This window comes from Flavobacterium sp. B183, assembly GCF_023539155.1.
Lineage (GTDB): Bacteria > Bacteroidota > Bacteroidia > Flavobacteriales > Flavobacteriaceae > Flavobacterium > Flavobacterium tructae.
Map to the genome: position 1 here is coordinate 2437246 of NZ_CP097434.1, position 25639 is coordinate 2462884.

Below are 25639 nucleotides of genomic sequence, written 5' to 3' on the forward strand. Positions count from 1 at the left end.
CCAAAACAAAAGAAGATTGAAACACATTATTACTTGTAAACAAACATCATGTAAAACCAAAAACGAAATGAAATGGTCAATTTATTAAACGAGATATATGAAAATAATATTACAATATCATTAGAAGGTACAGATCTTAAACTTGGTTTTAAGAATGACGTTATAGATGAGGTGCTTATTCAAAAGATAAAAGAAAACAAACAGGAAATTGTCTCCTATCTTACCAAATACTCGTCTGTAAACAAACACAACAGTATTCCGAAAGCAGAGAAACAAAACAGCTACGAAGTTTCGTCAAGCCAGCTTAGAATGTTATCTTCTATACTTTTAGATACAGAAGCAAAAGGATTCAATTATGCCGTTCCAAATTCGGTTTATCTCAAACAGGATATAAATGTTGCAAACTTTAAACGTGCAGTATTAAGCACCATAGAACGACATGAGTCATTGCGTACCGTTTTCAGAATTAGTGAAGAGGGAGAAATCAGACAGCATATTCTGGAAAAAGACGAAATAGATTTTACAATTGAGTTTTTCGATTTTAGAAATTCAAATAAAGGGAAAGAAGATGTAAAAAACTTCACCAGAGAAGATGTAAACGAACCATTTGATATTCAGAATGGTCCTTTGATCAGAGTGTATTTATTTCAATTAGCAGAAAGTGAGTTTATCTTTTACTGCAACATACACCACGTGATAAGCGATTCCTGGTCTCTTGAAATACTGTTTAAAGACATTTTTGCTTTTTATACCTCATTTTCACTGGGGCTTCCTCATGAACTTCCGGAACTGAATGTTCAGTACAAAGACTATGCGGTTTGGCAAAATGAACAGCTTGCCGGTGGTTTCTTTAAAAATCAGGAAGCTTATTTTAAAGACACATTTTCCGGAGAATTACCCATAATTAACTTTACAAATAATAAAAGCAGACCGGCCGTTAAAACAGTCAATGGTTTTGCTCTTAAAAGTTACCTTTCGAAACAAACAACAGCAGAATTTAAAAAGCTTTGTTCAGATAAAAAAGGAAGTATATTTATGGGATTGCTTGCCGTGTGGAATGTACTGGTTTATAAATACACCAATAGCAGGGATATTATTATAGGTACGGCAGTTGGCGGACGTGACCATGCCGATTTAAAAGGACAGATAGGATGTTATATCAATTCCCTGCCACTGCGCAATCAGATCGATCCGGAACAGACATTCAGTACGTTTTTTGACACCGTAAAAGAAAATACATTATCAGCCTTAGATTGTCAGTTCTATCCTTTTGATCATGTACTGAAACTCATCAACTATAATAAAAACATGTCAAGATCACCTCTGTTTGATGTGATGATTCTATTGCAGAATGCGATTGATAACAGCCATCAATTCAAGGTAGACGAAAGTCAGATTGACACCATAAAACAGTTGGGAGAAACTTCAGTACTGACAGACTTAGACATCAATTTTATGGAAGAAGGAGAGCATTTATGCTGCCATCTGGTGTACAATACAGACGTTTTTGAAGCTGAATTTGTATCAGGTTTGATGACACATTTCAAACAATTACTGGAGAAAATTGTTTTACAGTCCGATATTCCTCTTCAGGAAATTGATTACCTGTCTGCTGAAGAAAGAAAAGAACTGGTACTGGATTTTAACGACATCACACTGGACTATTCTAAAGACGAAACCTTGTTGTCATTATTTGAAAAACAAGTAAAACAAACTCCGGAGGGAGTGGCTCTTGTGGCGGGTAAAAATAACTTTACCTATGCCGCTTTAGATAAGGCTTCTGATGATCTGGCACGTTACATTCAGGCACATTATAAAATTCAAAAAGGAAAACTCATCGGAATACAGTTAGACCGTAATGAATGGAATATCATTGCTATACTTGCGATCTTAAAACAGGGCTGTGCTTATGTTCCGATTGCTCCTGAAATGCCTAATCAGGTAAAAGAGCATATCATTTCCGATACACAGTTGGAATTGCTCATTACCACAACTTCCTATATGTTTGATCTGGAATTTTATACCGGAGCTTTAATAGCAGTAGATTTAGGTTTTGATGTAAGTGACTGCGATTCGATAGCAATTGAGGTAACCCCTTCTGATCTGGCGTATGTAATTTATACTTCGGGATCAACAGGACTTCCGAAAGGAGTGATGATTGAACACGGTCAGATCGTAAATACCATCCTTTCGCAAATCGATTATTTTAAACTGAATGAGAGCAACAAAGGATTGCAGTTTGCACCCTTCTCTTTCGATGCGTCGGTATGGGAAACATTTATGATTCTTTTATCAGGAGGAAGTCTTTATATGGCAAATGATGAACAGCGAAAAGATGCCAATACCCTTACTGCTTTCATAAAAGAAAATAAAATTAATATTGCGACATTACCGCCTTCTTATATTGCCCTGGTTGACATAGATGATTTAAAGACATTAGAAACACTCATCACAGCAGGAGAGGCGCCGGATTATGAAATCATGAAACCATATTTTAAATACGGAACCTATTACAATGCTTATGGTCCAACAGAAGCCAGTGTTTGCGGAACTGTTTTTAAAATGCCCGAAAGCAATACAGAGGCCTACCGTAATATTCCAATTGGAAAACCAATTTCGAATGCTAAAATACATATCCTGGATCACCACAACAATCTGGTTCCGGTAGGAGTAGTAGGAGAAATATGTATCGGGGGGACAGGAGTTGCGAGAGGATATTTAAACCGCGAAGAATTAACAAACAGTAAGTTTATTAAAAATCCTTTTGCTGAGAAAGGGAATCTGTACCGAACAGGAGATTTAGGCAAGTGGACAAAAGAAGGGAACATCATCTACGAAGGGCGTAATGATGAACAGGTAAAAATAAGAGGCTATCGGATCGAACTTTCTGCCATAGAACAACAGCTGTTAACTGACGATCAGATACTCGAAGCTGTTGTGGGTGTGGAAGAAGGATACGAAGGAGCAAAGGAGCTTGTAGCTTATATTGTGGCATCGGAAACCATCAATCCCGGAAACATAAGATCTTTCCTTTCCAAAATTCTTCCTGAATATATGATTCCTCAAAAGTATGTGCAGCTCGAACAGATGCCGCTTACAATTAATGGAAAAATCGATAAAAAGGCATTGCCTGCACTGCATAGTAATGCGGTACTTGACGATAATCATACCTTTGTGGCCGCCACAACTTTTGAAGAAAAATTATTGGTAAGTGTTTGGGAAGAAGTGTTAAAGAAAGAAGGTATCGGAATTAAGGACAATTTCTTTACCGTTGGGGGAGATTCCATTAAATCGATTCAGATTGTCTCCAAACTCAAACAACACGGATTTGCACTTAAAGCAGGAGATATCATATCAAAGCCTAAACTGGAAGACCTTTTACCATTATTACAAAAGAACGATCAGATACTCGATCAGTCAGAAGTGACAGGAGAAGTGATTTTGACTCCTATTCAGGAATTTTTCTTCAGTAAAGTGAGAAACAAAATTTTTAATGCACCGGAGTATTACAATCACACTGTTTTACTTCAGACTCAGGATGAGGTTGATCCGCAGGTTTTAGAATCATGTATCGATCAGCTGGTGCAACACCATGATGTACTAAGAATGGCTTTTCCGGAAGAAAATAATACCAGAAAGCAATACAATAAAAGCAGTACAGAAGAAAGTTATACCATACATTTTTACGATTTAAGGGAAGATGAGGATCATCTGACGACGATCAGAAATACCGGAATAGCATTACAGTCTTCTTTTAACCTGGCAACAGGACCTTTGGTAAGAATCGCTCATTTTAGATTAAAGGATGGTGATCGTATCGCTTTTATTATTCATCACTTAGTGGTAGATGGGGTTTCCTGGAGGATTTTATTACAGGATTTTGCCGATTTGTATGCGAATAGTAAAGACGGAAACGAATATAAGCTTCCTTATAAAACCACTTCGTATCAAACCTGGGCAAAAGAGTTGAAAGCACATGCACAAGAGCTAAAAACAACCGAAGAACTTTCTTATTGGCAGGAAATATGCAGGCAGCGCGGTACCCCTTTATGCGAGTTGAAAGAAAATGAAGCTTACAAACTCAATTGCGATACCACCACCGCAATGGTTTTAGATAAAGAAACCACAACGCTTTTGCAGACCTCTGCTCATGCTTTGCTGAACACACAAATCGATGATATCATTTTAACCTGTCTTGGACTGGCTATTAAAGATACCCTGCATAAAGACAAAGTGACCGTACAGATGGAAGGTCACGGAAGAGAAGAAATCATTGATACCGTAGACATAAGCCGCACTGTAGGATACTTTACATCGTTTTATCCTTTTGTATTAAATGTATCAAAGCATGATGCATTGGAAAATTTAGTTAAAGTAAAAGAAGACTTGTTGAAAATTCCGAACAAAGGTATAGGATACAGTGTTTTACATTTTCTAAATGACGACGTTGACCTCGGTACTACCTTTGATTTGGAGTACAATTACCTGGGTGATTTTGGATATGAGGTCTCATCAGAAAATGATTCGGTGTTCAGGTATGGAAGGGAAAGTATCGGTGGAAATTCAAGTGCAGCCAATCATAATAATCTTGGATTTAGTGTTGTAGGGATGATCTCACTCGGAGAACTCAAAATGAACATAGGCTATTCTTCTTTGTTATTTGAAAAAGAAACAATGGATGAATTGTCCAGTGCCTTTAAAAATCATTTGGTTACGCTGGTAAATCATTTAAACTTATTAAGCGAAAGTCAGGCACATCAGAACGAGGATGTTGAAATCAATACAGCAGCAGATTTTCAGATCACGCCAAATCAGAATTTTATACTTAGTAAGACCATGTCTCAGGGGATTATAGGTCCAATAGTCGCTTCTAAATTTGATTCAGAAGAAGATTTCTTAAAAAGGTTTAAATCGTTTATGGAGCTGTTCCCAATTTTGAGAACTCAATTTTATAAAGAAGACGAACATGTAAAACAGCGCATGCTGCCTTCATCAGAAGTCCCAATTGAAGTTTATTATGAAACAAAAGTAAACAAAGAACAGGTTACAGCTTTATTGTCTAAGCCTTTTGATGTAATAGAGGGAGCATTAGTAAAAGTACTTTTGATACAGGAGGCAAATAATGCGTCAGATCAAAACTCTTATGTTTTTATAAGCATACATCACGCACTTACAGATGCTTTTACCAACATGATTTTGCTTAAAAACCTGAGAGCTTATTTTAATGAGCAGCCTTTAGAAATCAATCATACTTTGTATTATGAGTTTGCGGCCTGGCAAAAATCATATTTGCACTCGGCAGAAGCAAATGAGCATAGAAAATACTGGCTGGAAACCTTAAAAGATGTTGTGCGAAAAGAGCAGACAGAGGAAAACTCTGCCGGATTGATCGACTGTGTACAGCAAACGGCCACGATAGCAGCCGATGATTTTGCAACACTTTCGAAAATCATAAATGCAACTGGTCTGACTCCTTCGGCTTTCTTTACAGCGTTACACCAGTTAATACTTAGTAAACATACTGACAAAGCTTTGCAGCTGATTTTGGTACAGGCAAGAGAATTAGGAACTAATGATATCGAAAGTCATAAAGTGTTGGGGGTTGTAAATAATTTTCTGCCTTTACCGGTTTTGAATCCTTCAAAAACCACAAAAGACAGGTATGTAAAAGAAGTTTACAGTCTCTATATGGAAACACTTATGCATCAGCAGATTCCTTATGAGGTGATCTGCGAAGATGTAGAGCGTATTTATGAGGTTTCGGTAAAAAGTGAAATAGGAGGTATGCTAAATTTTATTAGCAGTGAAAGCGAAAAACCGCTGGATGCCGCAGTGGCCGAAAACAACAAAAAACATTCGGTCAATGATTTTACTCAGGGTATAGACTTAATCTGCAGCAGCTATCCAAACGCAGTTGAAATAAGCATGTCGTGCTCCTTAGAAAAATACAAGACATTATTCTCTGAAGATTTTAATCTCAAAAATTACCTGTTTGAACTTGCACAGGAATTAATCTAAGAAGATTTAGAAACAAACGCAATACTTTTTGCTCAGCGCGAATAGGTAAAGAATACCTCTGAAATTAGGGTAAGTCTTTATACTATTCCCGGCTGCTTTATGCACATTTTTAATCAAATAACAACAATAATTAATTAAATAAAACCGGAAAAAAATGGAAATTCAAAATGAAGATTTAGTATACATTAAGAGGAATTTGGCTATTGAACCTTTAGTAGACAACTGGTATGCATGGCCTCACTTAATATCACCGGCTACGGCAGCAATGAACATTAAAGACAGACATTTGAAAATTATGACTTCTTATGTTCAGAATCCGATGATTCACGCAGCAGCAGTTAAAACCCCTAAAATGTTAGGCGGACCTTTCATCGATTATGATGGAAAAAGAGTAGATGAAATCAAAGGACTTATTGATAACACCAAAGAACAATGTGCAGCTCTTCTGAAATTAAGAGAAGATGTATTCGCTCTTAACGACATGCTTAAAAAAGAGGCAAAAGGATATGCACTTATAGAATTATATAACAAAGTACCGGAGAGTTTGCAAGGTCTTGTAGAATTGGTATATGATATCAATAACAATCCGTCATTTCGCTTTTTTGAATCCTTATTGTATGAAACAGAGTTTTACAATGAGTCGCTTCAAAGTTTCAATTTATTTTTAGTACATGACGATGATTCAAGATCATTTGTACTAAGCACACCAAAATTGCCGGGAGAGGATATTTTAAGAGTAAACTTGCCTTTGAAAAGCGAGAAAATAGATCAGCTTTTCGAAATGGAAGACCATCCAAAAACGTTTGGAGAAATTGCCAGAATATTTGAAATTGAGGCAGAAGACATTCCTTTATTTAAATCGTTTTTCACAAAAGAAAAATCTAAAAAATACGAGCGTTACAGCGGAGACGGTGTTCTAACAAGATATTTTGGACATGCCTGTATTCTTACCGAAACCAAAAGTACAACAATCCTTGCAGATCCTCTGGTTAGTTACGGTTACGAATCGGATATATCACGTTATTCTTATGATGATTTGCCGGAATCTATCGATTATGTATTGGTAACACACAATCACCAGGATCATATTCTTTTCGAAACCTTGCTGAGACTTCGACGTAAGATCAAAAACATTATAGTTCCAAAAAGCAACGGAGGTTTCCTTCAGGATCCAAACCTGAAATTAATGTTTGAAAGAATAGGATTCAAAAACATTATAGAGCTGGGAGAAATGGAAACCATTCATTTTGACGATTGTTCTATTACAGGATTACCATTTGTGGGAGAACATTGTGATTTGGATGTAAGAAGTAAATTATGTCACCATGTTGCCTATAAAGACGGATTAAAAATATTGTTTGCGGCAGATTCCTGCAACGTATCCCCAAAACTATACGAGCGTATTCACAAGGTAATGGGAGACATCAATGTTATTTTCTTAGGAATGGAATGCGAAGGAGCACCATTATCCTGGTTATATGGCCCTCTGATGCCGGAAACTTTAGCACGAGATAAAGACGAATCCAGACGATTGGCCGGCTGTAATTTTGAACAGGCTAAAGCAATGGTAGATGTTTTTAAACCTAGCGAAGTATTTGTATATGCAATGGGAATGGAACCTTGGCTTAAATATATCAGTTCAATCAAATACACCGATGAATCTATTCCAATTGTAGAGTCAAACAAACTGTTAGAATATTGTCTTGCCAATGATATAGATCCGGAAAGACTTTATGGAGAGAAAATTATCGAATACAAAAATGATCTTGTCCTGAGTTAAAAATCAGGAAAGCTTAATAAAAGCTCTTAAATCAACAAACCAAATAATAATTAATATCATGATAAAATCAATATTCATATATGCACTAGTATTGTTATGTATGTGTTCTGTATCTGCCCAATCTTTGACCCAAGTATCAGGAACAATAACAGGAGAAGACCCTAATGAAAAGTTGGCTTATGCTTCAGTTATCATAAAAAAGGATGCATCAATTGTCGAAACGGTGATTACCAATGATAAAGGAGATTTTAAAGTTGAAGGGATGAAAATAGGGAAGTACACCGTCGAATTTCAATTTCTTAGCTTTGAAACTACTACAATGGCACTAGATGTAGACGGTTCTAAATCCCATATTAATCTTGGAACGATTAAATTGAAGTCGAATGTAACCTCTCTAAACGAAGTTGTTGTTACCGCTGAGACTTCTCAGTTGGCATTAAAACTGGATAAAAAAGTATTTGATGTAGGTAAAGATCTGATTTCAAAAGGAGGATCTGCAACACAGGTACTCGACAATGTACCCTCCGTTAGAGTAGACCCTTCGGGTTCTGTCAGTCTGAGAGGCAATAATAATGTGCTTATTCTTATTAACGGAAGAAAATCGGGACTAACATCGATTCAGGGATTGGAACAAATTCCGGCAGAATCTATAAAATCGATCGAGCTTATTACCAATCCTTCGTCACGCTATGATGCAGCCGGATCAGCCGGAATTATCAATATTATTCTAAAAAAGAACAATAAGCAAGACCTGAGCGGGAGTATGACCCTTTCAACCGGAGTACCTGCGGATCACAGAATATTGGGAAGTCTTAATTATAAAAAAGGAAAATTTAATTTGTTTTCTAATTTTGGAGTTCGTTATTCCGATTACGTTGGACTTAACACCAGAGATCAGGTGACTACTGCAGACGGAAAGAATCTTTTCTTAAGCCAGCGCGAAGATCAGGACAGACATGATGATGGTGGATTGGTATATTTGGGACTTGATTATGCTATAAATGACGACAATTCGATTACAGCAGCATTTTACCGAAATCAGACCAAAGATAAAGATACCAATACTTTTAACTATTATCTTTCAGGAGACGGAGTTGGTAATTCACACATTCAAACCATCGCTGATTCACAGGAAAAGAGAAGTTACAATCAGTTGGAATTTAACTATACCAAAACGTTCAAAAAACCGGGCAGGAAATTTACAATAGACGCTCAGTATGATTTTTGGAATAGTACAAAAGACTTTAACATTGAGAGAAGAACGATTACACCTAACAACGGAGACCGTTCTCTTATCGATACAAAATCCAACAGAGGAAATGATGATATTGTAGTCCAATCTGATTTTGTAACCCCTTTAAGCGAAACTGCAAATCTTGAAGCAGGAGTAAAAGTCGAACACAGATTAATTACTACAGACTTTGCCGCTGATGAAGAGGTTAACGGAACTTTAAAACCAATAGATGGTTTTAATAATGGATTAGACTACAAAGAACAAATTCTTGGGGCGTATGTCCAGTATGGAAATAAGATAAACAAATTCAGTTACCAGTTAGGCTTAAGAACAGAGTATACCAGTATCGAAATTAAAGATCAAAACACAAGAAATATTCTTATCGATAGTACCTATACAAGACTATTTCCATCTGTAAATTTAAGCTATGCCCTTTCCGACAAAACAACAGCTCAGTTAAATTACAGCCAGCGTATCAACAGGCCTAATTTATTTCAGTTAAACCCTTTTCCGGAACTTCAGGATTTTAACTCCCGTATTTTTGGAAACATCAGACTTGTACCTTCTATAACAGATGGTATTGAATTAGGTCTTTTAAGCAAAACAAAAAAATGGGTACTTAATCCGTCTGTGTACTACTCCAAAACCCAAAACAACTTTCAATATTTTACATCGCAAAATTCAGACGATGTTTTTGAAACCGTTTTAATCAATCTTGATGAAGAATCGCGATTTGGAGTAGAGCTTTCAGCACAGTATGCTCCGGCAAAATGGCTGTCTTTAAATGCAGTAATTAATGCCTATAGTTTTGATCAGAAAGGAAGTGTGGGAACCACGAATCTGGATTATTCTAATGAAACCTGGACAGCAACTTTATTAGGTCAGGTTAAGTTTCCTAAAAACTTTACATTACAAAGTAAATTCGAATATCAGGCACCTGTAAGTGATGCTCAGACAAGAACCAAGTCATTTTACTATCTGAATATGGCTTTAGGAAAGTCGCTGTTTAATAATAATGCAACATTAACACTGGGAGTAAGTAATATTTTTAATACCCGAAAAACAAGAGAAACAACCGTTGGAAGTGATTTTGTTGTAAACCAGATGACCAATTTTAATGCAGCGAGATGGAACCTTAATTTCAACTATAGATTTAACAAAGCTAAAAGTAGAAAAGAGCATAAAAGTAACAGAGAATAACACCCTTACCATTGCTACATCTTAAAAAAACAAACTATGTATTCAAATCAAAAAATACAGATATTTTTACTGCATTTTGCAGGAGGAAGTTGCTACTCTTTTGATTTTCTAAAGAACTATATTCAGAATAGTTTTGAATATCATGCCTTAGAACTTCCGGGTAGAGGAAAAAGAAATCTCGAAAGACATCTTCATAAAAAGACAGATGCCGTAGATGATTATGTATCTCAAATTAAAAGATTGAGAAATAGTAACCAACCCTATATTATCTATGGTCATAGTATGGGGGCAACTTTAGGATTGTCGGTTACAAAAAAAATGGAAGAACAGCTGGATTCGCCCCATATATTAATTGTTTCAGGTAATCCGGGGCCAGGTGCTTCTTATAATGATAAAGTGAGGCACTCCCTAGCTGATTCTGAATTTAAAGAAGAACTGAGATCCCTGGGAGGAGTTCCGGAAGAGATACTTGAAGATGAAGATCTTTACAATTATTTCAGTCCTATCATGAGAGCCGATTTTGAAATTTTAGAAAAAAACAAACTTTCCGAAGTAGGTCTTGTAATTAACACTCCAATTTATGCCGTGATGGGAGATCAGGAAGAAACATCCAAAGACATTCAGAATTGGGAACTATATACCAGTGGAAAATTTGACTATCAGGTACTGCCCGGAAATCATTTCTTTATTCACAATCAGGTAAAAACATTGGCAAAAATTATTAGTGAATGTGCTGCTTATTCAGCAGTGTGTACCTAACAGAAAAAAGATAAAAGCCATCTGATAAGTGTGTATTTGCAGTTTTAAAATATACACTTATTGCTCTGTTTTCGCGAAAGCAAAATCATCCCACCGGAAACTAAATCAGTAAAATAGAAACTCCTGCGTAGTGGGGCCGGGGACTATTTACAATTTTATTAAAAAACAGCTATGAAAAACAATATATCAGAAATTAGCGACTTTAAACTCATACCTTTAAGACCCTTGATAGGATACTCTTTACTGGCTATAGTTTCAGGATTGTCGGGATTTGCATTTATCACCATAATTAATAAAATTATAAGCAATTCTATAACCTCAACCGAAACAGTATCCATGCAAAATTATCTGTACCTTTTTGCAGGAACCATTGTTGTATTTTTTGTTTCGCGCAGATGGTTGTCGGAAGGGATTATTCGATTGTCTCAAAAAATATACTGGGACATTAGAAAAGATGTAATAAAATTGATTCTTAAAGCACCTTACAGAAAACTTCAGGAATACAAAGAGGAAGTATATACAACATTGGCGACAGACGTAAATCATATTTCAAATGCTTCCTTAATGATTATTACCTTTTTTTCTTCAATTATTCTAATACTTGCCTGTTTGGTTTATATGGCCTTTTTGTCTTTAAAACTATTCGCAGTCAGTCTTGCTGTTATTGCGATAGGAGTATGCATATATACACTAAGGGCAAAAACCAGTAATCGACAAATAAAAGAAGTGCGAGAATTGGAAAAAGTATTTATCGGAATTTTTAACAGCATTCTCAACGGAGCTAAAGAAATTAATATCAACAGCGATAAAGGAACTCAGATTTACGATCAGAAAGTAATGAAAATTGCCACAACCGGAGAAGACAAATATGTTACGGCACTTTTAAAATATCTAAATAGCGAAATAATAAGTCAGTTATTATTTTATAGCCTTATTACATTTATTCTGGTGTTTGCAGGACCAGTATTTCAAACGCCTATAGCAATTAAAATAAGTTTCATCTTTGTTTTATTGTATTTAATGGGACCAATTGTAAGTGTAATGTCTATTATTCCGGTAATGAACAGAGCCTTAGTGTCCCTGAAAAAAATGGAAAAACTAAAAAAAGAACTTACAGAACTTGAAAAATTGAAAGAGGTTGATGATAAAGAAGAATACAAAGACTTTTCAAATTTAAAAATACGAAACTATGCCTTTTCTTTTGGAGAAAATCAATTCTCAGTCGGGCCAATTAACTTTGACATTAAAAGAAACGAGATTGTCTTTGTATACGGAGGTAACGGAGAAGGAAAAACAACTTTTATTAATACCGTCTTAAATCTCTACGATTTAGATAATGGAGAAGCTTATATCGATGGGGAATTAGTTCCGCTAAAAGAATTAGAGAAAATAAAAAACCTTTTTGCTCCCGTTTTTAGTGATTTTTATTTGTTTGATGAATTCTACGGAATAACAAATGTGGATTATGATAAAATAAATAAATATTTGAAATTGTTTGAGTTAGAAGGAAAAGTGCACATAAAAGACGGTTATTTTTCGACCACTCACTTGTCTACCGGACAACGTAAACGAATCGCTTTAATCAATACACTTTTAGAAGACAGACCTATAATTGTACTGGACGAGTGGGCTGCAGATCAGGATCCGCATTTCAGACATAAATTTTATACCGAAATTATTGCCACACTGGTTCGCGATGAAGATAAAACAATCATAGCCATCACACACGATGACAAATATTACAATACTGCAGATACTTTACTTAAAATGGAGTATGGTAAATTAGAAAAAACAAACATTTCTGAACTTGCCGAAATCTTTTAGAACAGTTTAAAATAACCTAATAATTTCCTTTTTGGCCCCGTACAGCTCTCTTTTTATTTTCCGGTAAAGAGAGAGGGGCCTTATATGCTTTACAAAATGAAAAAATTAGGAACAGACCCACTAAACGTATAAAATCTATTATCTAAAGATATAATCTTGAAAAAAATGAAAAGAAACAAAACAATCAAAGTAGTGCTTTTGTGTTATTGTCCCTAGTTTGGATATTTATCACAACCTTTAATTTGGGTCCATTTGGCTCCCTGGGAAAATTAACAACCTATAAAACAGGTCTGTTGTCTGTGCCTTTACAAAGTGATGGAATTCAAAAGATAAAAAGTGATCAAAAATTAGACATCTATGTAGACAATGTTGGAATTCCGCATATTTATGGAGCTACAAAAACAGCAGCGGCTTACGGACTGGGGTACATGCATGCAAAAGACAGGTACTTTCAGATGGAGATGATCTCAAGAATCGTACAGGGAAGATTATCAGAGTTTTTATGGTCCGGAACCTTAAAATCGGACAAGTTCTGGAAGCCGTATGAGTTCGAAAGAAAATCAGAAGAGATACTGGCAACCTACAAAAAAGAGAACCCGGAATTTTATGCTTATTTACAAGCTTATTCTGACGGTGTAAATGCTTACTTAAACAATAACGAGAATACAGATCCTTTGTATAAAGCGTTAGGCACAGCACCGAGAAAATGGAAAACCGAGTATTCATTGCTTTTCACTTGGTATATGAGTTATACATTGACTTATTTTGATCACCATATTGATCAGCAGGAAATTTTGGAGAAACTACCGGGTCAGGAGATCACTTATTTTTATCCTTTACAGCCAAAAGGTATAAACACCATTTTGCCTTCCGGTTTACTACCTTCTACTACTAATCTGCCTCATTTAGGAGCTCATTCTTTGGAGACAGCCTCAGTAGAGAACGCTCAAAAAGAACCGTCGTTATTTGATCTGGGAGCAAAATTGATGACCAATCATAAGTTCTATCAAGGTGTAGGAAGTAACAACTGGGTGGTAAACAACACCAAAACAAAAAGTAAAAATAATATTCTGGCAAATGACCCTCACCTGTATTTGACGCTTCCGGAAGCTTTTTATGAAGCTCACATTGTAACCGGAAGTTTTAAAGCATATGGTTTCACAATTCCTGGTGTTCCGGTTATAGCGAGCGGTCACAATGATAAAATTTCGTGGGGAATTACCAATGGTGAATGGGATCTGGTAGACAGATACAAACTTCAGGTAAAAAATGACAGTCTGTATTTATATGAAGGAAAATGGATTCCTTTCCAGATTAAAAATTACACGATCAAAGTAAAAGGAAAACCTGATTTTATCGAAAAGTACAGAAGTACGGTACATGGAAAAGTTATAAAAGAAGAAAATGGACAGTATTATGCACAGCATTGGTACGCTGCAGAAAAAAGTAACTCTGTAAAAGCAATGTATGAAGTCATGAAAAGTAAAAATTGGGATGGCTTCTCAACAGCTTTAAAAGACTACAGTTATCCTCCACAAAACTTTGCTTACAGCGATGTTGACAATAATATTGGAATCGTATGTGCGGGCGAATTACCGGCAAGAAGCAGCGATTATATCGGTCAGGTATTAGACGGCAGCAAAAAGTATATTCCAGTGAAAGCTTTAGATGCTTTCTGGTCGGCTTACAATCCCGATAACGGATTTTTGTTTTCAGCAAACCAGCAGCCAATTCAAAACAATGTTTATTTTGGAGCACATGGTTCAAAAGACGATTACAGAGCCAAACGTATTTACTCGGTGTTAGAAGAAAAGAAAGACTGGTCCGTTTCTGAAATTCAGAAAATGCAAAGTGATGTTGTTGATATTTCCCTTAATGATTTTAAAACATTAATGAATAACTATCCGCAAAAAGAAAAATACAATAGCATTGTAAAAGAGTTAAAAAATTGGGATGGAAATATGAAAGGCGACGGAAATCAGGGATTAGTTTTTGAAATGCTGCGAAAAGTTTCTATAAAAGAAGCTAAGCAATTTGCAAAAAACAGACTGCAGGTAAAACAAGAGCCGTCGTTACAGAACTTCTTAAAATATTTAAACGATAAAAAATACACCCTTCCGGGAGGTGATGACAAACAAAAAATTGTAGATGCTATTTTCAAGAGAACACTTGACACCCTAACGCAAAGTTATGGCGATCAATGGAAAAAAGTTACCTACAAAAAGATATCTAAGTTTGATATCAACAACATGATGTTCATTCCGGGATTGGGAGAAAAAATTGATAATATCGGAGGTAATGTCAATACCATTAATATTAATACAGAAAAGTTTCATCCGGTCTTCCGTGCAGTATATGAAGTAAAAAACGGAAACATACAGGCACATACAATTTTGGCCGGAGGTCAGAGCGGTTTGATAAATTCTACACATTACAAAGATCAAATCGAATCCTGGAGAAAAGGCGAGTACAAAAAAAGCCAATTTGTTGCGAATCCTGCTAAACTGGAAAAAATTATAACCACTATAAAATTTAACTAATGAAAAATATACTGAATTACTTGCCTTATGTAGTTGTATTACTAGCACAATTTTTAATAAACAACTATACCGTAATATTGATCCTTACCATTGTAACGGGGTTTATTGCAGCTTTTAAAATTGAAAACAAAAGAGTTTTTCTAAAGTGCTTTCTAATCGGACTCGTGGTAGCTACTACCGTATTCCTTATCTATGAATCAAGAGTAGAATATGTAAAAGAACTTCTCGTAAATATCGGATTATCCAGTCTTTTTATCTACGTTCTTTTCCCGCTGTTTAATGCTTTAAACACCGCAATTCTTTTCTTTTTTGGTTATAAAATTGGTACACTGGTTTTAGAAAGAAAACTTAAAAGAGCCCTTCAGGCGTAAGCTTTCAATGAAGTTTGAAAAATTTAGACAAGCCGGATAAGAGCTGAAGAGCACTGCAATGTCAGACAGTTTTTATTTAGGATTACAATCCTGATAGATACAGACCGTCTCTTTATAAAAGAGACGGCTATCTATTGGAGTACGAGTTTTAAAAGCTGGCAGAATTCACCCAAACCCTAAAGTCAAACTCTTTTACTAAAAAACACACTATTAACAACCAAAAACACCAAAAAGATGAAAGATAGTAAGCCAAAATGTAACTGTGCTAAAAATGGAGTAATGTGCGCACTTAAGATGAGTTTAATCAAACAAGGTGCATCAGTAGCTGACACTACGGCAAAAAGTAAAGCAGTTTGTCCTTTAAAAGCAGCAATATTCAGTTCTGCTTCTTAAACCGCCATATGACCTTGGAGAGGGCAATTAAAATGGAATAAATTGTTTATAAAAAGCCTTTTAGAGGTTTAAAAATAGTTTGATTTAATCAGATCCGTAGATATTCCATGAGAATATGAAACAGTAAAAAAATAGTGTCATTGTTAGAAGTAACAACGGATGGCATTGTAACCAGTACTGAGAGCAATATTCAATTATACGTAGGTATCATTGAAATTAAAAAAATATAAAATATTGGTAAAGTCTAATGCAAAATATGCAGTGAGAAACCTCATTGTAAATTTTTATATACATTAATAGTATGATGCAAAATTCGACACATTACTTAGCCTTTAATGATTTTGAATCCATTCCTAAAATAGATTTAAAAGAAGATGAATATTACTTATTTCAGTATTCAAGTGATAGTAATCTTGATCAGGGTATTTTAAAATACTACCTGGAATTTTTACCTCAAAAGTTTAGACAGGAAGTACTTAAATACAGAAGATGGGATGACAGGTACAACTGTTTGTTTGGAAAACTAATGGTTTGCATGGGATCTCACATATTGGGAAACAACACATTTGAATTCGATAAAATTGTCAAAGACATTTATGGGAAACCTTATATGTTAGACAGCAGTTTTAACTTTAATATTTCACATAGCGGCAATACAGTTGTATGTGTTTTTAGCAAACAGCAAATAGGAGTTGATATTGAAGAAATCAATGAAATCAATTATTCCTTATTCGAAAATGTATTTTCCACTCAGGAATTTGCAGAAATCAATCGTGATGGATTGGATAAGTTTTATGAATTCTGGACCAGAAAAGAATCAGTAATTAAGGCAATAGGAAAAGGAATGTCTATTCCGCTTACGGAGATTGAAATCAATAAAGGCTATGTAACCTACGGTGAAGATACCTGGTATACAAAGAGTTTTAAAATTGATAACAAGTTTTGTTCGATTACCACAAAGTACGATCAAATAAAATCCAGACAAACCCACATCCTTTTTTAGCAGCCTTTAAAGAGAATTGACCTTCTGCGAATTGATGGTAGTCATCGCAGAAGGAATTTAAGGCTGCACAACTACTACAGCAAGAAAATAATTAAAAATAAAAAACGAACCTAATTATGGAAAAATTATTACTTGAACTTGAAAGAGAAATACTTTTAAAAGACTTATATGAAATGGATGAATGTCCGCCATTAGGACATACCCCCGCTTTAATGCATGCCTATGTTATACGACCGGAAAATCATGGAACTCCTTATCAGGCGTTTCAGCAGGAAGTGATTAAAACCCCTAAATTAGGATTTAATGAAGTTCTCGTTAAAGTGATGGCTGCCGGAGTAAATTACAATGGCCTTTGGGCCGGATTGGGAGAACCAGCTTCGCCTACTGCATTTCACGGTAAGGATTTTCATATCGCAGGAAGTGATGCATCCGGAATAGTATGGGAAATTGGAGAAGGACTAAAGAATAATCCGGAATTTAAATTTAAAGTTGGAGATGAAGTCATTGTACACTGCGGACAAACCTGTGGCATATGTCAGGAATGTAACGGCGGTAATCCGATGCTTTGCGAATCTCAGAAGATATGGGGGTACGAAACCCCTTATGGTTCCTTTGCACAGTATACCAAAGTTCGTGCACAACAATTACTTCAAAAACCCAAACACTTAACTTGGGCAGAAGCAGGAGGTTATATGCTGACTTATGCCACAGTTTGGAGAATGCTCTACGGATTTGCTCCAAACGATTTGAAGCCCGGAACCAATGTACTGGTGTGGGGTGGAAGTGGAGGTTTGGGAGCTTCCGCCATTCAGTTAATTAAATTGGCAGGAGCAAATGCGGTTGCCGTTACGTCAAGTGATGAGCGCGGAGAAAAATGTCTGGAGCTTGGAGCTGTCGGTTATATCAATCGAAAAAAGTTCAATTGTTGGGGAGCTTTACCGGACATTGGTAATAAAGAAGAATACAAAGAATACTTAAAAGAAGTCAGGAAATTTGGAAGCGCCATTTGGGACATATTAGGCAAAAAAGTGAATCCTGATATTGTTATTGATCACATTGGCTCACAAACCCTTCCCGTAAGTACCTATGTTGTAAAATCAGGAGGTATGGTCGTTTTCTGCGGTGCTACATCAGGATTTAATATGTCTTTTGATGCCTCATTCGTCTGGATGAGACAAAAAAGAATACAAGGCTCTCATTTTGCATCCCTGTCTGAATTGTATCATGCCAATCAACTGATTTTACAGAAAAAATTCCATCCCGTTATATCTGATGTGTTTACCTGGGACGAACTGCCTTTAGCACATCAAAAAATGCTTGATAATAGTGTTGAATATGGAAACATTGTCATTAATCTTGCTTCCTAATAAAACAGCACAAAGTTATTTTTATACCAAAAGAAACATCTAAAAAAAATAAATAGAAACCTCCAAAATCGTATGATTCTGGAGGTTTTTTTATGCGCAGTAACGATTTTTATGCGATCTGTTTTATTCGGAAGCGATTACAGCAACAGTAATTGTTTAGAACAGAAAAAGAGTTTTCAATACCATTCAAAAGACGTAATATTCAAAAAATAGGGCCTCTTTTTAATTGTCGGTTTTTACTGCGATTGCATTTTTTCTTCACAAAAAAACTTTATCTTGGCAGAGAAAATAGAGTCTGTTTCTTCTGTAAATCCGGCTGATAACAGAGCCTGAAGGTATTCATTGAAATCAGAGATTATAAAACAATAAACCGTACCAAAAAACAGATAAGAATGTTATCATCACATGAATTGTTATTCTTTTTTAGTGCCTTAGGAGCTTTTAATGGTTTCCTGCTTTCCTTATATTTTGCGGTAAATGCCAAAAAGAAAATTTTTGCAAACTATTATTTATCCTTACTGTTACTGGTATTAAGTATCAGAATTATAAAATCGGTTTTCTTTTATTTTAATCCTCATTTATCGAATACTTTTATTCAAATCGGACTTTCGGCCTGCATACTTATTGGCCCTTTTCTATTTTTATATCTCCGATCTTACAGTCCCTATTCCAAATCAGTCTGGATTACACATACAATACCTTATTTGGTGATCATGGCAATTCTGGGAAGTCTTTATTCTTATGTCGAGCACCCTCAGATCTGGCGTATGTGGATTGTAAAAGCTATATATCTTCAATGGTTGGTTTATATCGGTTTTTCTTTTAAATATATTCAGCCAATTCTGAAGAAAATCAAAGAGAAGGAGAATTTAAAAAAGTTAGAAGTATGGTTCCTTAGCATCTATTTTGGAGTAGCTCTGGTTTGGGCAGCCTATACTTTCGCTGCTTACACTTCTTATATCGTCGGAGCATTATCCTTTACCTTTATTTTATATCTGATCATTTTACTATTAATTTACGGAAATAGCCAGGAAACTACTTTCTTTCAGGAAAAAGAGAGATACAAAAACAAAAGCATCGATAAAGAGACATTAGATCTGATTAGTCAAAAATTTTCTGTTATAGTAGAAAAAGAACTTTTTTTAAATTCCAATTTCACTTTGGAAGAAGCCGCAAAAGAACTAAAAGTAACCAAACATATTTTATCACAATATGTAAATGAAGTAGTAGGCAAATCCTTCTCCAGTCTCATTAAAGAATACAGAATCGAGAAAGCAAAAGAGTTATTAGAAACCGAAAAAAACTATACCATTGAAAGTTTGGGTTATGATAGCGGCTTCAATTCTAAATCAACTTTTTTCACCGCCTTTAAGAAACAAACCGGATTAACCCCCACCGAATATCAAAAACGCTACTCCAAATAAGTTCTAATTTATAGAATGAGACTTCAGTTTTATAATCTAAACCCTGTAAACTAAGACGATACCGGACATTTGCATTCATTATTAATAACCTAAAAAATTAAAAATGAAAAAAGTGTTTTTGTTTATCGGATTAAGTCTGTTGTTTTTTAAATCAAATGCCCAAAGTCAAAATACTACTGATGACTGGAGTTTGATTCAAAAAACACTAAATCTCTACATAGACGGTCAGGCCACTGGCGACTCCGTTAAAGTAGGTCAGGCATTTCACAGTTCCTGGCAGCTGAAAGGCTTCAGAGAAAAAGAATTCGTAGTCGTTCCCAAATCGAAGTATCTGGTAGGATATAAAAAGCGTGATGTTAAACCTGATAATTGGTCAGGCCGCATCGTTTCTATTGATTTTACCAATAATGCGGCCAGTGCCAAAGTAGAAATAAGTACTGCAAAACTATTGTTTGTAGACTATTTCAATCTTCTGAAAACAGATCAGGGCTGGTTTATTGTGGATAAAATTTCAACCCGTACTCCTCACAAAATGGTTGAAACGGAAGTAAAACCAAAAGGATAATCCAGTGCTTTTTGTTCAAACTAAAACCGATAATCTCCAGAAAAATGTTCAAAATAATCGTTTTATCACTAGTTTTTACGGGACTGTATCCGCAAAGTACTCACGCGCAAAAAATATATTGTTTGTCACCTCAAATCAGGATTTTTATGGCAATACGAAAATAAGTACATCCAATCACTTTGAAGAAATAGTAATTCCGTACGACATATTCACAAAGGCAGGCTACAAGGTTGATTTTATAAGTCCGAAGGGAGGAGCAATTCCTATTGGATACATTAACGCTTCCGACAGTATTCAAAAAACATACTTATACGACAGCTGGTTTATGAGTAAATTGAAACAGACCAGGAAACCTGAAGAAGTTACGGCTAATGATTATTCCGCTATATTCTATACGGGTGGAGGTGCCGCAATGTTTGGTGTAGCCGAAAACCAGGCCATTCAGAAATTAGCAGGAGCAATCTATAAAAAAAATGGAATTATCTCCACGATTTGTCACGGAACAGCGGGAATTGCTTATTTGAAAGACGAGAAGGGAGTTTCACTCTATGCGGGACGAAAAATCACCGGTTTTCCCGATGAATTTGAAAGTAAAGAGATGGCCTATTACAAAACATTTCCCTTTTCGATGAATAAAGCAATTGTAGCAAATAAAGGAAACTTTGTTTATTCAGAAAAAGGAAGAGACGCTTTTTATGTAACAGATGGCAGGTTTGTAACGGGGCAGGATCCTACTTCAGGAACGAAAGTGGCCAATGAGGTACTCAGATTAATCAGGGAAAACGATAATGAGACAGGAAATAATACGGTAAAAAGCGACTTTGATCAAATCACCGAAGTGCTGTTAGATTATATTGAAGGTACGGCAGAAGGACAGCCAGAAAGACTTAGAAAAGCCTTCCATCCCAATTTTAATTTGTACACAGTAACCAATGATACGCTGTGGACACGTTCCGGTAAACAATATATCGGTAACATAAAAACTGGGGAAAAATTAAACAGAATCGGACGCATTCTTGCGATTGATATGGAGAAAGATGCCGCAATTGCGAAAGTAGAAATTAAAGTACCCAATTGGCGCACTTTTACAGATTACTTTCTAATTCTTAAATACGAAGGAAACTGGAGAATAGTACATAAAAGCTACAGTTGGAGAGCTATTTCTAAAAAAGAATAAACCATAAAAAACATCCGCTAACCGCAGTTTGATCAAATAAGGTAATGAAAAAATCAGGATTTTTTTCGATTAAATATATTGGGGTAAATTAAAAAGTTAAATATTCTGAAAACCGTTATTTGGGCAAACTGCAACCAGTGGGAAGTATTATATAATAACAGAGACGAGGTCTCCGAAAATAGTTCAAAAACTAACTAAAAACAATCAGATCCGATGATAAACAGATTTTTATTGACCCTAATTGTAGGTTCATTTTGGGCAATAAATATAGAGGCACAAGTTAAAAGCAACAAAAAAATTGACGCCTATATAGTAGAAATCAAAAAGCAGTACAATATTCCGGGTTTGGCTTTGGCTGTAATAAAGAATGGAGTACTGATTCACAAAAAAAATTACGGATTGGCAAATATCGAAATGAGTGTTCCGGTAACAGATAAAACGCTATTTCCCTTATTTTCGACCACAAAAGTAATGTCAGTTGTAGCCGTTTATCAACTGATTGAACAAAACAAGCTGTCGTTGGAGAGTACTATTTCAGATTTTGTAGAAGATTTACCCGATAGCTGGAAGAAGGTAAAAATTAAAAATCTCTTAACACATTCATCAGGATTACCGGATATCGTCGAGTACACAGACAGTAAAGAAGAAGATGCAAAACAAAAAGTATATAGCGATACCATAAAGTTCAGCCCTGGAAAGCAATTTGATTACAATCAAACCAACTTTTGGCTTTTAAATCGCATAGTTCAAAAAGTAACCGGAAAAAAGTTAAGTGAATATATCCTGGATACTCAGTTTCCTTTATCACAAAAAGAAGCCGTCTTTGAAGGTAAAAATTTAAAAGTCGTTGAAAATTTAACCTATGGTTATGTCAATACAGCAAATAGTGGACAGATTTTAAAAAGAAACTGGAACTTTCCGGAATATGAATACGGAGCCGCTGCCCTGAATTTAACGCTTGATGCATTTGTAGAATGGAATAGGAAACTGGACAGCAACGAATTTATCTCAGAGCAAACAAAAGTTCAATTGTTAAAACCCTTTGATTACGAAGTCAAAAGGGATTTTACTTATGGACTGGACTTCATAAAAGTTAAAGGAGAAGTATCGTATGGTTTTTCCGGAGGCGTGTCCACAGCTTTCAGGAAATTCACCAACAAAAAACTGACCATAATTCTTCTGGCAAACGGAATGTTTATACCCACCGACAAATTAAATGGAATAAACGAAGTGGTAAACAATATTGCAAGTATTGCCTCTCCATAATTTTGATGTTTTTACCGTTTAGGGATTTATTTTACTCAGGTTGAGATTTTTTTTTAGAAAAGTAATTTAATCCTTCCATTTTGGATGGGTGATCGTATCATTTTGATAGGGATTGGTAAGTGGAGAAATATGCTTTTTATTTTAGTTGTTTGTTAGTCAGTGTTTTGTTTAGTTAAAAATATTTTGGCATATCAATTGTCTCTAAAATGTTAATCGGAATACCGATACTAACAGGTGTAAAACAATATAAATTAGAGCAACCATGAATGAAGATAAAACAAGAAAGAAAAAAATAAAGAAATTAGGCATATCAAATAAAGCGGTTCGTCAAAAAGACAGAGTTATCAATTTAATGGTATTTACTACGATTTTTTTTATTGCACTTTTAATGATTTCACAAATAGTATAGACACTGTTGAATAAAGACATCACATTACATCTTTTAAAATTTCACGAATTTGTATCATCAGGAAGTTTTAAAATAGAGAAGCCGTCACAGAATTTGTTTTGTGACGGCTTCTTTATTCGATCAGGTTTATTTAAGCACATTTACAGAACTTTTCTAAGAGGATTATTAGAAAAATTTTGTAAAAAGGACTGGCAAGTGAAATAAAATCTAAATTTGTAAGTATGAAAATTTTAATTGTAGAAGACGATTTAAGAGTTGCTGAGCTTATCCGAAGAGGATTGGAAGAACAGGGGTTTATCTGTACTTTAGTTTATGATGGAATTTCAGGAAAGAAAATGGCCCTGCAAAATGAGTTTGATCTAATGATTACCGATATCATTTTACCAAAAATGGACGGATTAGATTTGTGCAAAGTCATTCGTGAAAACCAGCCCAATTTGCCTATTATTATGCTGACCGCTTTGGGTACCACAGACGATAAGGTGGAAGGCTTTGATGCCGGAGCCGATGATTACCTTGTGAAACCTTTTGAAATGCGAGAATTATTGGTTCGCATAAGAGCCCTACTCAAAAGACATATAAACATAGGAAATAATTCAGGAAATGTTTTAAAATATGCCACTCTTGAAATGAATCTCAATGAAAAAACAGTCAAAAGAAATGGAAAAGAAATTAATCTTACGCCTAAAGAATTCAATCTTTTGGAGTTTATGCTTCTGAATCCTGAAAGAGTTTTGTCAAGAGTAGAAATCGCAGAAAAGGTCTGGGATACTCATTTTGACACCGGAACTAATTTTATTGATGTTTACATCAATTATCTAAGAAAAAAGATTGACAAAGATTTTGACCAGAAACTTATCCATACCAAATCAGGGATGGGATTTATCCTGAAATTAAATAATGAGGATTAGAACGCACTTAACCATATTATTCAGTATCATGACAGCTGCAATTTTGCTTGTATTTGCAGCAATTATTTATTTTTCAGCCAAAGAAGACCGGGAAAAAGAGTTTTATGCCGTTCTGAAAAAAGAAGCAATTACCAAGGCCAATTTGTTTTTTAATGCCAAAGTAGAGGTGAAAACCCTGCAAAGTATTTATCGAAACAACCGTAAAGTGCTTAATGAAGTGGAAGTTGCGATTTATGATGTTAATTTCAAGCTTCTTTACCATGATGCTGTTGATCTTGATTTTGTAAAAGAAACCCCCGAAATGGTTAAGGAAATTTACCAAAAGGGCGAAAAACGTTTTTATCAGCAGGATTGGCAGGTGATAGGGTTGAGGTATACTTATGAAAAAAAGAGCTACATTATTACCGCTACTTCTTATGATCAATACGGTTACAGTAAATTGAACAACCTGCTTCATAATATCATTTTTGTCTTTACACTATCTATTTTATTCATTTACGCGGCAGGAAGATATTTCTCCAGGAAAGCATTTGAACCCGTTAAGGAAATGACAGATCAGATGAAGAATATTACAGCTACTAATCTTGATTTACGTTTAAATGATAATGAAAATAAAGATGAACTTTCAGAATTGGCCAATACGTTTAATGAAATGCTTAATCGTTTAGAAAACTCTTTTGATGCCCAAAAACAATTTGTTTCCAATATATCCCATGAATTGCGCACGCCGCTTGCTGCGATTATTACCGAATTAGAACTTTCGATTACTAAAAACAGAGAAATAAGCGAATATCAATTAGCCATACAAAGCGCTTTAAGCGATGCCCGAAAATTAGCCCGATTATCAAATAGTTTGCTGGATTTTGCCAAAGCAAGTTATGACCCTTCTGAAATAGCATTCAAGCAGGTGCGTATAGATGAGGTTCTTTTGGATGCCAGACAACAATTACAGAGGGCAAATTTAGAGTATAAAGTAGACATTCATTTTGAACAGGAATTTGAAGATGACAGTGAAATTTCAGTAAAAGGGAACGAATATTTATTAAAAACTGCTTTTGTCAATCTTTTCGAAAATGGATGTAAGTTTTCAGAGAACCGCCAAAGCATGGTTTCAGTTTCCTTTGACAGAAAAAAGATCATATTGAAATTTTCAGATAAAGGAATTGGTATTCCACTAAACGATATAAAAAACATCTTCACACCTTTTTACAGAGGTGACAACAAAAAATACGCAGAAGGCAACGGTATTGGATTGTCTCTGACCCACAAGATCATTCAGCTGCATAACGGTACTATTACCGCAGTTTCAACACCTTCAAAAGGAACAACTTTTACCATAATATTAGAGAGTTTGTGAGGGTCTCTAATGGAATTCTAATTTTTTTCTATTTGTTTTCT

The 25639-nt window shown here is 35.2% G+C and carries 17 protein-coding genes; all 17 read left to right on the forward strand.

The window, feature by feature from the left end; all coding sequences use genetic code 11:
- Positions 1 to 72 precede the first annotated feature (72 nt).
- The 17 genes from M4I44_RS10480 to M4I44_RS10560 all read left to right on the forward strand — a co-directional run bounded on the left by M4I44_RS10480 (position 73) and on the right by M4I44_RS10560 (position 25598).
- A complete protein-coding gene (locus tag M4I44_RS10480) occupies positions 73 to 6018 on the forward strand; it encodes a non-ribosomal peptide synthetase (protein WP_249967248.1) in 5946 nt (1981 codons plus the stop codon).
- A gap of 154 nt (positions 6019 to 6172) precedes the next feature.
- Positions 6173 to 7798, forward strand: coding sequence for an MBL fold metallo-hydrolase (locus tag M4I44_RS10485; RefSeq protein ID WP_249967249.1), 1626 nt, complete (start codon positions 6173 to 6175; stop codon positions 7796 to 7798).
- A gap of 58 nt (positions 7799 to 7856) precedes the next feature.
- Positions 7857 to 10232 carry an outer membrane beta-barrel family protein gene (locus tag M4I44_RS10490; protein ID WP_249967250.1) on the forward strand — a complete coding sequence of 792 codons (2376 nt, stop codon included), beginning with the start codon at positions 7857 to 7859 and terminating at the stop codon, positions 10230 to 10232.
- Positions 10233 to 10268: 36 nt separating this feature from the next.
- A complete protein-coding gene (locus tag M4I44_RS10495) occupies positions 10269 to 10991 on the forward strand; it encodes a thioesterase II family protein (RefSeq protein ID WP_017495537.1) in 723 nt (240 codons plus the stop codon).
- Between the two features lie 171 nt (positions 10992 to 11162).
- Positions 11163 to 12815: a cyclic peptide export ABC transporter gene (locus tag M4I44_RS10500; RefSeq protein ID WP_249967251.1), complete on the forward strand. Its 1653-nt coding sequence runs from the start codon at positions 11163 to 11165 to the stop codon at positions 12813 to 12815.
- A 299-nt stretch (positions 12816 to 13114) separates the two neighbouring features.
- Positions 13115 to 15355, forward strand: coding sequence for a penicillin acylase family protein (locus tag M4I44_RS10505; protein WP_249967252.1), 2241 nt, complete (start codon positions 13115 to 13117; stop codon positions 15353 to 15355).
- Complete coding sequence (locus M4I44_RS10510; RefSeq protein ID WP_017495533.1) at positions 15355 to 15726, forward strand: hypothetical protein; 372 nt, start codon at positions 15355 to 15357, stop codon at positions 15724 to 15726. The genes M4I44_RS10505 and M4I44_RS10510 overlap by 1 nt, the downstream gene beginning before the upstream one ends.
- 234 nt (positions 15727 to 15960) lie before the next feature.
- Entirely contained in the window at positions 15961 to 16119 is a 159-nt protein-coding gene (locus M4I44_RS10515) for a hypothetical protein (protein WP_157495779.1), read from the forward strand.
- Between the two features lie 301 nt (positions 16120 to 16420).
- On the forward strand, positions 16421 to 17122 hold the full coding sequence (locus M4I44_RS10520; RefSeq protein ID WP_249967253.1) for a 4'-phosphopantetheinyl transferase superfamily protein: 702 nt from the start codon (positions 16421 to 16423) through the stop codon (positions 17120 to 17122).
- Between the two features lie 116 nt (positions 17123 to 17238).
- Entirely contained in the window at positions 17239 to 18489 is a 1251-nt protein-coding gene (gene ccrA, locus M4I44_RS10525) for a crotonyl-CoA carboxylase/reductase (RefSeq protein WP_017495531.1), read from the forward strand.
- Positions 18490 to 18881: 392 nt separating this feature from the next.
- Positions 18882 to 19913 carry an AraC family transcriptional regulator gene (locus M4I44_RS10530; protein WP_249967254.1) on the forward strand — a complete coding sequence of 344 codons (1032 nt, stop codon included), beginning with the start codon at positions 18882 to 18884 and terminating at the stop codon, positions 19911 to 19913.
- 103 nt (positions 19914 to 20016) lie between these two features.
- Positions 20017 to 20478 carry a nuclear transport factor 2 family protein gene (locus M4I44_RS10535; RefSeq protein ID WP_249967255.1) on the forward strand — a complete coding sequence of 154 codons (462 nt, stop codon included), beginning with the start codon at positions 20017 to 20019 and terminating at the stop codon, positions 20476 to 20478.
- Positions 20479 to 20482: 4 nt separating this feature from the next.
- Positions 20483 to 21655, forward strand: a complete 1173-nt coding sequence (locus M4I44_RS10540; RefSeq protein ID WP_249967256.1) for a nuclear transport factor 2 family protein — start codon at positions 20483 to 20485, stop codon at positions 21653 to 21655.
- Positions 21656 to 21868: 213 nt separating this feature from the next.
- Positions 21869 to 22921: a serine hydrolase gene (locus M4I44_RS10545; protein ID WP_249967257.1), complete on the forward strand. Its 1053-nt coding sequence runs from the start codon at positions 21869 to 21871 to the stop codon at positions 22919 to 22921.
- Positions 22922 to 23183: 262 nt separating this feature from the next.
- On the forward strand, positions 23184 to 23330 hold the full coding sequence (locus M4I44_RS10550; protein ID WP_017495526.1) for a hypothetical protein: 147 nt from the start codon (positions 23184 to 23186) through the stop codon (positions 23328 to 23330).
- 221 nt (positions 23331 to 23551) lie between these two features.
- Positions 23552 to 24241 (forward strand): response regulator transcription factor, encoded by a 690-nt coding sequence (locus tag M4I44_RS10555; protein WP_017495525.1) that lies wholly within the window; start codon positions 23552 to 23554, stop codon positions 24239 to 24241.
- On the forward strand, positions 24231 to 25598 hold the full coding sequence (locus tag M4I44_RS10560; protein ID WP_249967258.1) for a HAMP domain-containing sensor histidine kinase: 1368 nt from the start codon (positions 24231 to 24233) through the stop codon (positions 25596 to 25598). The genes M4I44_RS10555 and M4I44_RS10560 overlap by 11 nt, the downstream gene beginning before the upstream one ends.
- Positions 25599 to 25639 lie beyond the last annotated feature (41 nt).